Source organism: Phenylobacterium sp. (assembly GCF_041913825.1).
In the GTDB taxonomy this organism is placed as follows: Bacteria; Pseudomonadota; Alphaproteobacteria; order Caulobacterales; family Caulobacteraceae; genus Phenylobacterium.
Genome location: NZ_JAYSEO010000009.1, coordinates 126,810 through 140,336 on the forward strand (window position 1 = coordinate 126,810; position 13,527 = coordinate 140,336).

16 protein-coding genes are annotated in these 13,527 nt (G+C 72.2%); 10 read left to right on the forward strand and 6 right to left on the reverse strand.

Annotation, left to right across the window (positions count from 1 at the left end; translation table 11 throughout):
* Positions 1–11 precede the first annotated feature (11 nt).
* From ccoO to ACE3Q8_RS09465, 10 genes are all read left to right on the forward strand, one after another.
* Positions 12–749 carry a cytochrome-c oxidase, cbb3-type subunit II gene (gene ccoO / locus ACE3Q8_RS09420; protein ID WP_374470018.1) on the forward strand — a complete coding sequence of 246 codons (738 nt, stop codon included), beginning with the start codon at positions 12–14 and terminating at the stop codon, positions 747–749.
* Complete coding sequence (locus ACE3Q8_RS09425; RefSeq protein ID WP_374470019.1) at positions 746–919, forward strand: cbb3-type cytochrome c oxidase subunit 3; 174 nt, start codon at positions 746–748, stop codon at positions 917–919. Before ccoO ends, ACE3Q8_RS09425 begins: the two co-directional genes overlap by 4 nt.
* The gene (gene ccoP, locus ACE3Q8_RS09430; protein WP_374470020.1) at positions 912–1,844 is read left to right on the forward strand and encodes a cytochrome-c oxidase, cbb3-type subunit III; all 933 of its coding nucleotides are present in this window, start codon (positions 912–914) and stop codon (positions 1,842–1,844) included. The genes ACE3Q8_RS09425 and ccoP overlap by 8 nt, the downstream gene beginning before the upstream one ends.
* Positions 1,841–3,337, forward strand: coding sequence for a cytochrome c oxidase accessory protein CcoG (gene ccoG / locus ACE3Q8_RS09435; RefSeq protein ID WP_374470021.1), 1,497 nt, complete (start codon positions 1,841–1,843; stop codon positions 3,335–3,337). Before ccoP ends, ccoG begins: the two co-directional genes overlap by 4 nt.
* Complete coding sequence (locus ACE3Q8_RS09440) at positions 3,334–3,828, forward strand: FixH family protein (RefSeq protein WP_374470022.1); 495 nt, start codon at positions 3,334–3,336, stop codon at positions 3,826–3,828. Before ccoG ends, ACE3Q8_RS09440 begins: the two co-directional genes overlap by 4 nt.
* Entirely contained in the window at positions 3,825–5,993 is a 2,169-nt protein-coding gene (locus ACE3Q8_RS09445; RefSeq protein WP_374470080.1) for a heavy metal translocating P-type ATPase, read from the forward strand. The genes ACE3Q8_RS09440 and ACE3Q8_RS09445 overlap by 4 nt, the downstream gene beginning before the upstream one ends.
* Entirely contained in the window at positions 5,990–6,151 is a 162-nt protein-coding gene (gene ccoS, locus ACE3Q8_RS09450; protein WP_374470023.1) for a cbb3-type cytochrome oxidase assembly protein CcoS, read from the forward strand. Before ACE3Q8_RS09445 ends, ccoS begins: the two co-directional genes overlap by 4 nt.
* A gap of 43 nt (positions 6,152–6,194) precedes the next feature.
* The gene (hemN, locus tag ACE3Q8_RS09455; RefSeq protein ID WP_374470024.1) at positions 6,195–7,571 is read left to right on the forward strand and encodes an oxygen-independent coproporphyrinogen III oxidase; all 1,377 of its coding nucleotides are present in this window, start codon (positions 6,195–6,197) and stop codon (positions 7,569–7,571) included.
* A gap of 68 nt (positions 7,572–7,639) precedes the next feature.
* The gene (locus ACE3Q8_RS09460) at positions 7,640–7,822 is read left to right on the forward strand and encodes a hypothetical protein (RefSeq protein ID WP_374470025.1); all 183 of its coding nucleotides are present in this window, start codon (positions 7,640–7,642) and stop codon (positions 7,820–7,822) included.
* Positions 7,822–8,391, forward strand: a complete 570-nt coding sequence (locus ACE3Q8_RS09465; RefSeq protein ID WP_374470026.1) for an NAD(P)H-dependent oxidoreductase — start codon at positions 7,822–7,824, stop codon at positions 8,389–8,391. The genes ACE3Q8_RS09460 and ACE3Q8_RS09465 overlap by 1 nt, the downstream gene beginning before the upstream one ends.
* Here the strand turns inward: ACE3Q8_RS09465 and ACE3Q8_RS09470 are convergent.
* The 6 genes from ACE3Q8_RS09470 to ACE3Q8_RS09495 are packed head-to-tail and all read right to left on the reverse strand — an operon-like array spanning position 8,388 to position 13,494.
* Positions 8,388–8,774, reverse strand: coding sequence for a response regulator transcription factor (locus ACE3Q8_RS09470; protein WP_374470027.1), 387 nt, complete (start codon positions 8,772–8,774; stop codon positions 8,388–8,390). The two genes, ACE3Q8_RS09465 and ACE3Q8_RS09470, sit on opposite strands and share 4 nt — an antisense overlap.
* Before the next feature lie 53 nt (positions 8,775–8,827).
* Positions 8,828–9,433 carry a response regulator FixJ gene (fixJ, locus tag ACE3Q8_RS09475; RefSeq protein WP_374470028.1) on the reverse strand — a complete coding sequence of 202 codons (606 nt, stop codon included), beginning with the start codon at positions 9,431–9,433 and terminating at the stop codon, positions 8,828–8,830.
* Positions 9,426–10,910 (reverse strand): PAS domain S-box protein, encoded by a 1,485-nt coding sequence (locus ACE3Q8_RS09480; protein ID WP_374470029.1) that lies wholly within the window; start codon positions 10,908–10,910, stop codon positions 9,426–9,428. Before ACE3Q8_RS09480 ends, fixJ begins: the two co-directional genes overlap by 8 nt.
* A 45-nt stretch (positions 10,911–10,955) precedes the next feature.
* Positions 10,956–11,513, reverse strand: a complete 558-nt coding sequence (locus ACE3Q8_RS09485; protein WP_374470030.1) for a DUF308 domain-containing protein — start codon at positions 11,511–11,513, stop codon at positions 10,956–10,958.
* Positions 11,510–12,616, reverse strand: coding sequence for an AI-2E family transporter (locus tag ACE3Q8_RS09490; protein ID WP_374470031.1), 1,107 nt, complete (start codon positions 12,614–12,616; stop codon positions 11,510–11,512). The genes ACE3Q8_RS09485 and ACE3Q8_RS09490 overlap by 4 nt, the downstream gene beginning before the upstream one ends.
* On the reverse strand, positions 12,592–13,494 hold the full coding sequence (locus tag ACE3Q8_RS09495) for a universal stress protein (RefSeq protein WP_374470032.1): 903 nt from the start codon (positions 13,492–13,494) through the stop codon (positions 12,592–12,594). The genes ACE3Q8_RS09490 and ACE3Q8_RS09495 overlap by 25 nt, the downstream gene beginning before the upstream one ends.
* Positions 13,495–13,527: the final 33 nt, after the last annotated feature.

A 13,527-nucleotide genomic window follows, 5' to 3' on the forward strand; every position in this document is an offset into this window, starting at 1 on the left:
GGGCTCCGCACATGTGGAAGCGTCACGAAAAGTTCGAACGCCACTCTCTGTGGCTCGTCATCGGGATCCTGATCGTCGTGTCGATCGGGGGGCTCGTGGAGATCTCGCCGCTCTTCTACCTGGAGAGCACGATCGAGAAGGTGAAGGGCGTCCGTCCCTACACCCCGCTCGAGCAGGCGGGCCGCGACATTTATATCCGCGAGGGCTGCTACGTCTGCCACTCGCAGATGGTGCGTCCCCTGCGGGACGAGGTGGAGCGCTACGGCCACTACAGCCTCGCCGCCGAGAGCATGTACGACCACCCGTTCCAGTGGGGCTCCAAGCGCACCGGGCCTGACCTGGCCCGCGTGGGCGAGAAGTACTCCGACAGTTGGCACGTGGACCACCTGACCAACCCGCGCTCGGTGGTGCCCGAGTCCAACATGCCGCCCTACGCCTTCCTGGCGAAGAAGGAGCTCGACTACCGGGCCATCGAGGCCAAGCTGACGGCCCTGCGCAAGGTGGGCGTGCCCTACTCGGACGCGCAGTTGCAGAACGCCAAGCTCGACCTGGAAGCGCAGGTGGACCCGTTCGCCGGCGCGAGCTCGGACCTGCGCAAGCGCTACGGCGACAAGGTCGCCCAGCGGGACTTCGATGGTAATCCCGAGAAGCTGTCCGAGATGGATGCGCTGATCGCCTACCTGCAGGTCCTCGGGACCATGGTCGACTTCAAGACCTACAAGGCCGAGAGCCCGGAGAACCTGCGATGAGCGGCGTCTCTTACGAAACCGTGGCGACCTTCGCCCAGCAGGGCGGGACGATCTACTTCGCGGCGATCTTCGCCGCCGGCGTGATCTACGCCCTGCTCCCCAAGCACAAGGAGGCGTTCAGGCGCCTCGCCCAACTGCCGCTCGAGAAGGACGAGAGCGACAATGTCTGACCACAAACGTGAAATGGACGAACACTCGGGCGTCGAGACGACCGGGCACGAGTGGGACGGCATCAAGGAGCTGGACAACCCGCTGCCCCGCTGGTGGCTGTGGGTGTTCTACGGCAGCATCGCCGTGGCGGCGGTCTACTGGGTGCTGATGCCGGCCTGGCCGGGGATCAGCGGCTACACCAAGGGCCTGCTCGGCCAGTCCGACCGCGCCGAGGTGAGCCGCCAGCTCGCCGCGTTGAAGGCCCAACGCGGGGCCGGCGAGGTCAAGCTCCGCACCGCCTCCCTGCAGCAGATCGAACAGGATCCGGAACTGCAGGCCTACGCCCTGCAGGTGGGCAACTCGGTCTTCGGCGACAACTGCGCCACCTGCCACGGGGCGGGCGGCGGGGGCCGGGCGGGCTATCCCAATCTGCGCGACGACGTCTGGCTCTGGGGCGGTTCGCTCGAGGACATCCGCCACACCATCGAGGTCGGCGTCCGCGCCGGCCATGCCCAGACCCGCGGCGAGACGGTGATGCCGGCGTTCGGCCGCGACCAGATGCTGGACGAGCCGAAGGTGGCCGACCTGACCGAGTACGTCATGGCGATCTCCGGCCGCAAGGCGGACGGGGCGGCGGTCGAGCGCGCGCGCCAGACCTTCGCCGACCAGTGCGCCGCCTGCCACGGTCCGGCCGGGACCGGCGACGCCGCTCGCGGCGTGCCGAACCTGACCGACGCCGAGTGGCTCTACGGCTCCGACCGCAAGGCCATCCACGACCAGATCTGGAACGGCCGCAACGGCGTCATGCCCACCTGGGGCGCGCGGTTCAGCCCGGAGACCATCAAGGCGCTGGCCGTCTACATCCACGCCAACGCCGGCGGGGCCGACGACACCGTCGCCGAAGCCCCGGCCGCACCGGCCGCCGCCGGAGGCGCGGGCAGATGACCGTCGTCATCGACCGCGTCTCGAAGCCGGAGCCCGCCGACCGCGAGGCTCCGGTCTCGGCCGCCGAGCGGGTTCGGAAGAAGGGCGCGGGCGGTGGCCTCTACAAGCCGCGGACCCCGATTTATCCGAAGCTGGTCCACGGCAAGTGGCGCACCCTCAAATGGGCGCTGCTGGTGGTGATGCTGACCATCTACTACGTCACGCCGTGGATCCGCTGGGACCGGCCGGGCAAGCTGCCGGACCAGGCGGTGCTGGTCGACTTCGCCGGCCGCCGGTTCTACTTCTTCGACATCCAGCTCTGGCCGCAGGAAGTCCACTTCATCACCGGCCTGCTGGTGATCTCGGCCCTGTCGCTGTTCCTGGTGACGGCGCTGTTCGGGCGGCTGTGGTGCGGCTACGCCTGTCCGCAGACCGTCTGGACCGACCTGTTCATCTACGTGGAGCGGCTGTTCGAGGGCGATCGCAACGCGCGCATGCGCCTGGACGCCTCGGCCTGGTCCTTCAACAAGCTGTGGCGCAAGGTGGGCAAGCACCTGACCTGGCTCGCCATCGGGTTCGGCACCGGCGGCGCCTGGATCTTCTACTTCCACGACGCGCCGACCCTGCTGGCCGACTTCTGGGTCGGCCAGGCGCCGGCCACCGCCTACATCTTCTGCTTCCTGCTGACCGCGACCACCTACGTCTTCGCCGGATCCATGCGCGAGCAGGTCTGCACCTACATGTGCCCGTGGCCGCGGATCCAGGGCGCCATGCTTGACCACCACTCGCTGCAGGTGACCTACCGCTACGACCGCGGCGAGCCCCGCGGGCCGCACAAGAAGAACCAGGACTGGACCGGCCGCGGCGACTGCATCGACTGCCGCCAGTGCGTCGTCGCCTGCCCGATGGGCATCGACATCCGCAACGGCCCGCAGCTCGAGTGCATCAACTGCGCGCTGTGCATCGACGCCTGCGACGAGATCATGCTGAAGGTCGGACGGCCCAAGGGGCTGATCGCCTACGACACCGACTCCGCCGTCGCCGAGCGGCAGAAGGGGGCCACCCCCCGCTACAAGTTCGTGCGGCCGAGGACGGTCTACTACGCCGTGGCGCTGGTGCTGGTCTCGTCGCTGATGCTGTTCGGCCTGGCCACGCGGCCGAAGTTCGAGCTGCACGCGCTGCGCGACCGCAACCCAACCTTCGTGCGCCTGCACGACGGCGCCATCCGCAACGGCTACACCTTGAAGATCGCGAACCGGACCTTCGCGCCGCAGACCGTGCGGATCGACTTCGCCGGCGTGCCCGGCGCCCGGGTGAAGAGCCCCGGTCACCCCGCCGACCGGCCGCTGGTGGTCACCGCCGAGCCCAACGAGGTCACCGCGGTGCGCGTCTTCGTGACCGCCGAGCCCGGCCGCATCGCCGCGCCGAACATGCCGGCCGCCTTCGAGATCCGCGCCGCCGGCGAGACGCGCCGGACCAAGACCACCTTCCTCTCCGGAGCCGCCAACCCATGACCGCCATCCACTCCGTCCCGGCCAAGCCCGGGTTCCGCGTCCGGGGCTGGCACGTGCTGGCCGGGATGGTCGCCTTCTTCGCGGTCATCATCGGCTTCGACGCCTGGTTCACCGTCCTGGCCCTGAAGACCTTCCCCGGCCAGGTGTCGGTGACGCCCTACGAGGACGGCCTGCTCTACAACCAGCGGATCGCCCAGCTCGAGGCCCAGGCCAAGCTCGGCTGGCGAGCGGCGGCCGACGCCGAGCCGGGGGTCGTCGTACTGCTGGTCCAGGACCGGGAGGGCGCGCCCGTGGGCGGGCTCACCGTCACCGGCAAGCTCGAGCGGCCCGCCACCGAGGCCGGTCGCCGGACGCTCACCTTCCAGCGCACCGCGCCGGGCCGATACGAGGCCACCACCGGCGCGATCGAAGGCGCGTGGGACATGACCGCCGAAGCCCGCGACGCGCAGGGCCGGCTGTTCACCGCCGAGCGGAGGCTGACGTGGCGCTGACCTATGACACGGCCCGCGGGGCGGACTTCTCCGCCTTCCTGGCCAGGGGCAAGGACGGCAAGGCGAGCGTCGACCTGCTGGTCCGCGGCGCCCGCTGCGCCAACTGCCTGGCGAAGATCGAGAAGGCCGTGGCCGCCCTGCCGGGCGTGGAAACCGCGCGCCTGAACCTGACGAGCGGCAAGCTGGCGGTGGGGTTCAAGGCGGCTTCCGGCGACCCGGCGGCCGTCATCGCGGCCCTCGACGCGCTCGGCTATCCCGCGACGCCGTACGATCCCGGTCAGGCGAAGATCGCCCACGACAAGGAGGGCCGCCGGCTGATCCTGGCGCTCGCCGTGGCGGCCTTCGGCGCCATGAACACCATGATGTTCTCGGTGCCGCTGTGGGCCGGCCTGTTCGGTCAGGAGCTCGGCCCGGCCACGAAGCAGGTGATGATGTGGCTGTCCGGCGCGGTCGGCGCGCCGTGCGCCATCTTCGCCGGCATGCCATTTTTCCAGTCGGCCTGGCGCTCGCTGAAGGCGCGCCGCGCCAACATGGACGTGCCGATCTCGATCGGCGTGATCCTGACCCTGGTCATCAGCTTCTCCGAGACCCTGCTGAACGGCCGCGACGCCTACTTCGACGCCGCCGTCTCGCTGCTGTTCCTGCTGCTGATCGGCCGCTGGCTGGATCACCAGCTCCGCGCCAAGGCGCGCAGCGCGGCGGGCGACCTCCTGGCCATGCAGGCCCCCCGCGCGGCGGTGCTGGACGGGCAGGGCCACGAGCACATGAAGCCGCTCGGCGAGGTGCTGGCCGGCGACGTCGTCCTGGTCCGCCCGGGCGAGCGGATCCCTGTGGACGGGCGCATCGAGGCCGGAGCCTCCGAGCTCGACAACGCCCTGCTCACCGGCGAAACCGCGCCGGCGCCGGTGGGGGAGGGCGCGGTCTGCCGCGCCGGGGCCATGAACCTGTCCGGCGTCCTGCGCCTGCGCGCCCTGGCTCGCTCCGAGGACTCCGCGCTCGCCGCCATCGCCCGGCTGGTGGAGGCCGGCGCCCAGTCCAAGTCGAAGTACGTGCAGCTCGCCGACAAGGCGGCCGCCATCTACGTGCCCGTGGTGCACACCGCCGCCGCGCTCACCTTCGTGGGCGGCTGGGCGCTGGGCCTCGGCCCGCGCGAGGCGCTGATCCGCGCGGTCGCCGTGCTGATCATCACCTGCCCCTGCGCGCTGGGCCTGGCCGTGCCCGCCGTGCAGATCATGGCCTCCTCCCGCCTGTTCCGCAGCGGCGTGCTGGTGAAGTCCGGCGCCGCGCTGGAGCGCCTCGCCGAAGTCGACCACGTGGTCTTCGACAAGACCGGCGTCCTGACGGAAGGCCGCCCGCGCCTCATCGACCCGGCGCCCGCCGCGGTCGCCATGGCCGCGCCGCTCGCCCGCGCCTCGCGCCATCCGCTGGCCAAGGCGCTCGCCGAGGCGGCGGGGGAGGGGCCCGTGGCCGAGCAGGTCGTGGAGCACGCCGGGCAGGGCGTCGAGGGGGTCGTCGATGGCCGCCGCGCCCGCCTGGGCCGCGCCGCCTTCGTGGGCGTGGAGGGCCGCGGCGCCGGCGAGACCGAGCTGTGGTTCGGGTTCGAGGGGGACACCAAGGTCCGCTTCCGCTTCTCCGACCAGCTCCGCCGCGACGCCACCCTGACGGTGGCCGCGCTGAAGGCCCGCGGCCTGACGGTCGAGGTGCTGTCGGGCGACCTCGACGGCCCGGTCGCCGCCGCCGCCGAGGCCGCCGGGATCGAGGCCTGGCGCGCCGGCCTGACGCCGCAGGAGAAGGCCGCCGCCGTGGACGTGCTCGCCGCGGCCGGCCGCAAGGTGCTGATGGTCGGCGACGGCCTGAACGACGCCGCCGCGCTCGCCAAGGCGCACGCCGCCATGGCCCCTGGCACGGCCCTGGAGGCCAGCCAGAACGCCGCCGACCTGGTGTTCTCGGGCGAGGGGCTGATGCCGGTGGCCGGCGCCTACGACGTCGCCCTCACGGCCCGCAGGCGCGCCCTGGAGAACTTCGGCTTCGCCGCGCTCTACAACGTCGTCGCCGGGCCCGCGGCCATGCTGGGGCTGGTGAACCCCTTCGTGGCGGCGCTCGCCATGTCGGGCTCCTCCCTGGCGGTGACGCTCAACGCGCTCAGGATGGGACGCAGACCATGACGATCCTGTTGTTCCTGGCCCCCTTCTCGGTGGCGCTGGGCCTGCTGGCGGTGGCCGCCTTCTGGTGGACGCTCAAGGCCGGGCAGTACGAGGATCCGCAGGGCGACGCCGCGCGCATCCTGGTGGACGACCCGGAGGACGACCGCCCCAGCCCTTGATCTGGATCACGGCGGCCCGGACCGGCGCGCGGCAAGGGGAGGCATGACCGCCATCGTCGACGCCCCGCTCACCCAGGCCCAGCTTATCGCCAAGTACGACGGGCGCGCGCCCCGCTACACGAGCTATCCCACCGCGCTCCAGTTCACGCCCCTGGTGACGGCCGAGACCTACGGCGGCTGGCTGGCGGCCTTGCCGGCGCACGAGCCGGTTTCGCTCTACCTGCACATACCGTTCTGCGCCCGCCTCTGCTGGTACTGCGGCTGCAACACCCGGGCGGTGAACCGGCACGAGCCGGTGGGGGACTACGTCCAGCACCTGCTGCGCGAGATCGAGCTGCTGGCCGCGGCGCTGCCGGGCCGGCTGCCGGCCAACGCCATCCATTTCGGAGGCGGCACGCCCAACATGCTGAACGCGCAGGAGCTCGACGCCATCTTCGCGGCGCTCGGCCGGACGTTCGACATCGCTCCGGGCTCCGAGATCGCCGCGGAGCTGGACCCCGCCGTGCTGACCGAGGACTGGGTGCGCGCCGCCGGCGGCCACGGGCTGAACCGGGCGAGCCTCGGCGTCCAGAACCTGTCCAAGGCCGTGCAGCGGGCGGTGAACCGGCAGGAGTCCTTCGCCGAGATCGCCGCGGCCGTCGGCTGGCTGCGGCGGGCGGGCGTCAACTCCATCAACCTCGACCTCATGTACGGCCTGCCGCACCAGACGGTGGAGAACACGCTCTCCACTGTCGATGCGATCCTGGCGCTGCGGCCCGAGCGCATCGCGCTCTTCGGCTACGCCCACGTGCCCTGGATGAAGGCGCACCAGCAGCTCATCCACGAGGCCGCGCTGCCCGGCCCCGCCGAGCGGCTCGAGCAGGCGGAAGCCGCCGCCGAGCGGCTGGCCATGGAGGGATATGTCCGCATCGGCCTCGACCACTTCGCCGTCCCGGAGGACGAACTCGCCGTCGCCCTGGCTAAGGGCCGCCTGCACCGCAACTTCCAGGGCTACACCACCGACCAGGCCAAGACCCTGATCGGCATGGGGGCCTCGGCGATCGGCTCGCTGCCGCAGGGCTATGTCCAGAACGTCGCCCAGGAGCTCGGCTGGCGCGCGGCGCTCGCCGGAGGCGCGCTGCCGATCGCCCGCGGCGTGGCGGTGACCGCCGACGACCGCTTCCGGGCGGAGATCATCGAGCGGCTGATGTGCGACCTCGCCGTGGACCTGGCGGACGTCTGCGCCCGCCACGGCCGCGCCGACGCGGATCTCGCCGGCGCCCGCGCCCGGTTGCAGGACTTCGTCGCCGACGGCCTGGTGCGCCTCGAGGGCGCGCAGGTGCGGGTGACCGAGCCCGGCCGGCCGCTGGTGCGCTCGGTCTGCGCCGTGTTCGACGCCTACTTCGAGCCTCAGGGCGGGCGGCACTCCAAGGCGCTCTGACGCCGGTTGATCGCCATCAAGGCGCGGCGCGGCCTCCTGAGCGACTGTTCGGTCCAGTGGAGGAGACCATGAGCGCCGCCAATCTGGCCTATCTGACCCTGATCCTTGCCGCCTACGCCGTCTTCATGCTGGTGCTCGGCGCCGTCTGGCTGCGCTCGGCCTTCGGCCGCAAGCCGCCGGCCGGCAAGATGGAGGTGACCCAGGCGAAGGAGCCGGCGCCGCCGAAGCTGCCGACCCGGCGCGCCGCCTGATGCCCCGCCGGGTCCTGGTCATCAACGGCCATCCCGATCCGGCTCCGGAACGCCTCTGCGCGGCGCTCGCCCGCGCCTATGCCGAAGCCGCGGCCGCGGCGGGCCACGAGGTCCGCCGGATCGATGTGGGCCGCCTCGACTTCCCTCTGATCCGCTCGGCCGTCGCCTTCGAGCAGGAGCCGCCGCCGGAGCCGATCCGACAGGCGCAGCTCGACGTGACCTGGGCCGAGCACCTGGTGGTGATCCTCCCGCTGTGGCTTGGCGGCGCGCCGGCGCTGTTCAAGGCCTTCCTCGAGCAGGTGTTCCGATATGGCTTCGCGCTCGGCAAGGAGCGACCGATGCAGGGCCTGCTGAAGGGCCGCTCGGTCCGGATGATCGTCACCATGGGCATGCCGGCGCCGGTCTTCCGGCTGCTGTTCGGCGCGTTCGGCGCGCGGGCGGTGGGCAGGGGAGTCTTCTGGGTGAGCGGCATGCGCCCCGTGCGGCAGACCTTCGTCGGCGGCGTCGGCGCGGGGCGGCAGGATCGCGCCGTGCTGCTCGCCCGCACGCTCGGTCGGCGCGCCGCCTAGGGACGCAGGGCTGCGCGGATCGATCCCGTCAGCTCGTCGCAGATCAGCGGCTTCTCGACGATCAGCACGCCCGCGGCCGCCGCCGCGCGGCGGGTGGCGGCCTTCGGGTTGCTGGTGATCAGCAGGGCGGGGAGGCCCACGGCGCGGCCGCGCAGCCGGGCCAGCGCCTCCAGGCCGCCGATGCCGGGCAGGCGCTCGTCGAGCACCAGACAGGTGTCGTGGTCCGGAAGCTCGCGGCTCAGCAGTTCCTCGCCCGTGCCGAAGGCGTCCACCTGGAAGCCGTCGAGCTCCAGCGCGAAGGCCAGGGCGCCGCGCACGGCGGGATCGTCGTCGACGATGATGACCAGCGGGCTCTCGGGCGAGGGAGGCGGGCGCGTGAGCATCCCGTCAGGATGATAGGCCGGCCGCGCCCCCGCCTTGATCCAGAGCAAACGGCTCAGAAGCCCGCGAGCAGCGCCATCCGCACCAGTTCGGAGAGGCCGGAAGCCCCGGTCTTGGTCATCACATTGGCCCGGTAGACCTCGACGGTGCGCGGGCTGATGCCGAGCTCGTAGGCGATGACCTTGTTGGGCTTGCCGGCGATCACGCCCCTCAGCACCTCCTGCTCGCGCGGCGACAGGCCCTCGAGCATGGTCTCGAACCGGCGCTTCTCGGCCTGCTGCTGGTCCTCGCGTTCCTGGGCGTCGACGGCCGAACGGACCGCCTGCAGCAGGGCTTCGTCGTCGAACGGCTTCTCCAGGAAGTCGATCACCCCGGCCTTCATCGCTTCCACCGCGAGCGGCACGTCCCCGTGGCCGGTGATGACGATGACCGGCAGGGCCACGCCGCGCTCCTTCAGCCGGCGCACGAGCTCGAGCCCGTTCATCTCGGGCATCCGAACGTCGGTGACGATGCAGCCGGGGGCCAGGTCGTGGGCGTGCTCCAGGAAGGCCACCGCGGACTCGTAGGTGCGCGCGGCGAAGCCGGCCGTGTCGAGCAGGAAGCCCAGCGACTCCCGCATGGCCTCGTCGTCGTCGATCACATGGACCAGGATGTCAGTCACGGTCGGTAAGCTCCCCTTCGGGCGCGGCCATGAGGGTGAAGCGGAAGATCGCCCCTCCGGCCGGGTTCGGCTCGACCCAGATGCGGCCGCCGTGGGCCTCGATGATCGTGCGGGAGATGGACAGGCCCACGCCCATGCCCTGCTGCTTCGTAGTGATGAACGGCTGGAAGAGCTGGTCGGCCACCTCGGGGCTGACCCCGGGGCCGGTGTCGGTCACCGAGACCTCGACCATCTCCTCGTCCACCGGCCGGGCGGCGACCACCAGGTCGCGGCGGGGGCTCTCCTCCATGGCGTCGATGGCGTTGCGCATGAGGTTCAGCACCACCTGCTGGACCTGGACCTTGTCGGCCAGCACCAGGTCCACCCGCCGGTCGATCGCGAAGCGCAGGCGCACGCCACGCTCCTTCGCGCCGACCATGGCGAGCGCGCCGGCCTCCTCGAGGAGCTGGGGCAGGCTCTCGATGCGCCGCTCGGCCTCGCCCTTGCCCACGAAGTCGCGCAGGCGGCGGATGATCTGGCCGGCGCGCAGCGCCTGCTCGCCGGCGCTGGTCAGGGCGCCCTTCACCTTCGCCTTGTCCACCGGCTCCTGGTCGAGCAGGCGGACGCTGCCCTTCACGTAGTTGGCGACGGCCGAGAGCGGCTGGTTCAGCTCGTGGGCCAGGGCCGAGGCCATCTCGCCCATGGCCGTGAGGCGCGAGACATGGACCAGTTCGGACTGCACGTCCTGCAGCCGGCGCTCGGTGGCCTGGCGTTCGGTGAGGTCACGCACGAACCCGGTGAAGAACCGGCGCTCGCCCGAGCGCATCTCCCCCACCGCCAGCTCCATCGGGAAGGTCGAGCCGTCGCGCCGCTCGCCCACCACCACGCGCCCGATGCCGATGATCCGACGCTCGCCGGTGTCCAGGTAGCGGTGGAGGTAGCCGTCGTGGGCGTCCCGGTAGGGGTTGGGCATCAGGATGGAGACGTTCCGGCCGATCGCCTCGGCGGCGCTCCAGCCGAACAGTCGCTCGGCGGCGGCGCTGAACGACTGCATCGCCCCGTGCTCGTCGATGACGATCATGGCGTCCGGCACGGTGTCGAGGATCGACTGCAGGTGCGCCTCGCGCTCTTCCAGGTGCTCGACGGCGGCCGCCGTCTCGCGGCCCACCCGCGCCATGTGCGAGCCGGCGATGCCGCTCGCCACGCCGAGCAGCACGAAGACCACGAGGCCCACCAGGTTGGCCGGATCGGTCAGCAGCGCCTGGCCGCTGAAGCCGAAGGCCACGCCGACGCTGAGCAGGGTGGCGACGATCGCCGCGCCGAAGCCGCCCACGCCGGCGCTGAGCATCAGGGCGGGCACGAAGAGGATGAAGCTCGAGCGTTCGTGGAAGAACGGCTCCAGGGCCAGCCGCACCAGCGCGCATCCCAGTGTCGCCACCGCCGCCACCCCGTAGGGCGCGGCCCGGCCGAGGCGCGAGGCGTTGAACGCGGGAATCATCGCCCCAGCGGTAGGGCCGAAGCCTTCGCCATGCAACCCGGCGGCTCAGGCCTCGTCCGGCCGGCGGGTCAGGGCGACCGCGACCAGACCGAGGCCGGTCGTCACGAAGGCCAGTCCCAGCAGCAGGCCAATGGAGGCCGTGCTCCGCTCGGGCAGGCCGAGCCCGATTAGCCCGGCGGCCACCAGGCTGGCTAGCGCCGAGGCCAGCATCCACCGCCAGGCCTTGAGCGGCCGCAGGCGCAGCGCCATGGCGAGCTCCAGGCTGCCGTCGGCCACGAACACCGCCGCCAGCAGCAGGGCGGCGGCCAGCGCGCCGGTGGCCGGTTGGAAGGTCAGGTAGACCCCCACCCCGGTGATGAACAGGCTCGCGACGACGCCGGTCAGGTACAGCCACTTCGGCAGCAACAGCAGCGAGACGCCCAGCAGAACGGCGCCGGCGAGCCACACCAGCCAGCCGGCCGCCGCGCCGACGGCCAGCGTCGCTTCGCGGGGAAAGAGCGGGGCCGCCGCGCCCAGCAGGGTCATGGCGACGCCCGCCGCTAGGAGCTGGCCGCGGCGCAGGCGCACGGGGCCGAACGGATGGAGTTCGGCGTGGCTGGTCATGGCGAGGCCTCCGCAGGTCCGGGCGCGATCGGGTCGCCGAGCACGCCTTCCACATAGATCATCCGCACCAGCACATAGGCCACCACGGCGAGCGGCGTTGCGAACAGCACGCCCAGCGGACCGAGCAGCACGCCCATGGCGAGGACCGCGAAGAGGGTCACCGCCATTGGCAGCTCGACCATCTGGCGCAGCAGGAGCGGGGTGATGACGTTGGCCTCCGCCTGCATGGCGGCCACATAGACCACGGCGGCCCAGACGAAGGTCTCCGGCGCCTGGGCGAGCGCGATCAGCAGGCCCGGGGCCATGGCGGCGGCCGGACCGACCACCGGGATGAACTGGCCGAGCCCGGCGAGCACGCCGAGCGCCAGCGGCGAGGGGACGCCGGCGAGCCACAGGCCCACGCCGGTGGTGACGCCGACCAGGACCATGGAGACCAACTGGCCCACCAGCCAGCGGTCGAGGGCGAGGCCGCAGCTCGACACGATCTCCGCCGCACGCGGCCGCGCGGCTACGGGGACGAGCCGCAGGAGCCCGCCGATGTAGGTCTTCGGGTGGAAGGCCAGGTAGAGGCCGGCGAAGAAGACGATCACCCCGGCCGCCGCCGCCCCGGTGAGCTGGCGGACGAGCTGCGGGCCGACGGAGATCAGCAGGCCGTCGGCGTGAGCCAGGCGCTCGAGGTTGTCCAGCACATAGCCGCCGAGCGGCGAGCCGGTGAGCCTCTGCTCCAGCCCTGCCCAGGCCACCGGCACGAGCTGGGCCAGGGCGGCGAGCTGCACCGAGGCCTCGTGGCCGAACAGCCAGAGCGTGAGGGCGAGCGCGGCGGTGAGCACGAGAACGGCGAGGGTCAACGCGCTGCGGCGGCCGAGCCGGGTCCGGCGCATCAGCGGCGCGGACATGGCGTGCAGCAGGACGGCCACGAGCACCGATCCGAACGCCAGCAGCAGCACGTCCGCCAGCCGCACGACCAGGGCCGCGATGCCCAGCAGGGCGGCGGCGATCAGGGCCTTCTGCAGGAAGCTCAGATCCGAGCGTTCCCACAGCCGGGCGCGCGCCTCGCCGGCGGCCTCGGCGGCGCGGCTCAGTGGGCCAGGAGAACGGGGCACGGCGGAGCGTCGAGAAGGTTGGCGGTGGCGCCGCCGAGCACGAATTCGCGGGCCCGGGAATGGCCGAAGCCGCCCATCACCAGGAGGTCGATCCCCTTGCCGGCCACGTAGGCGCGAAGCACCCGGCCGATGGGTTCGCCCTGGGCCGGGATCTCGTCGACGCGGGCCTCGACGCCGTGCGCCTGCAGGTGGCGCACGAGCGGTGCGGCGAGGCCGGGGCGGGCGGCCGGCTTCTCGTCGGTCACCACGACCGCACGCACCTCGCCCGCCGCCTTCAGGAGGGGCAGGGCGTCGGCCACGGCGCGGGCGGCCGCGCGGCCGCCGTCCCAGGCCACCGCGACCGTCCCGAAGCGGTCGGCCGGCGTCAGGGGCAGCGCCTCGGGATAGACCAGCACCGGCCGGCCGGATCCGAACAGCACCGCCTCGGCGAGGGAGACGTCGGCGAGGACGGAGGGGCCCACCGGCACGAGGGACAGGTCGCGGGTGCGGGCCTGCTCGGCCGCCCGCTCGCCTTCGAGGAACAGCGGGACCTGCTCGACAAGGGTCTGGGCCGCGAGGCCCTCGCGCGCGGCGGCGGCGACGAAGGCCTGGAGCGTCGCCTGCGCCTGCGTCTCGCTGCGCGCCTCCTCCTCGCGCGCCAGGGCGTCCATACCGATGAGCAGGTTGGCCAGCCGATTGCGCGGCGCCTTGATGTCGGCGCGGAACACCAGCGCGGTGAGCTCGCCGCCGACCCGCCGGGCGATCGCCGCCCCGCCCGCCAGAGCCGCCTCCGGCGTCGGGTCGGGATAGCTGGTCAGCGGCAGCAGAAGATCCTGGAAGCTCATGGCGGGCCTCGTCCTGTGCGGGGACATCATGCCGAGGACGTCGGGCGCCGTCATTCGGGAGGCATCCCTAAGTAGCGGTACGGAGGC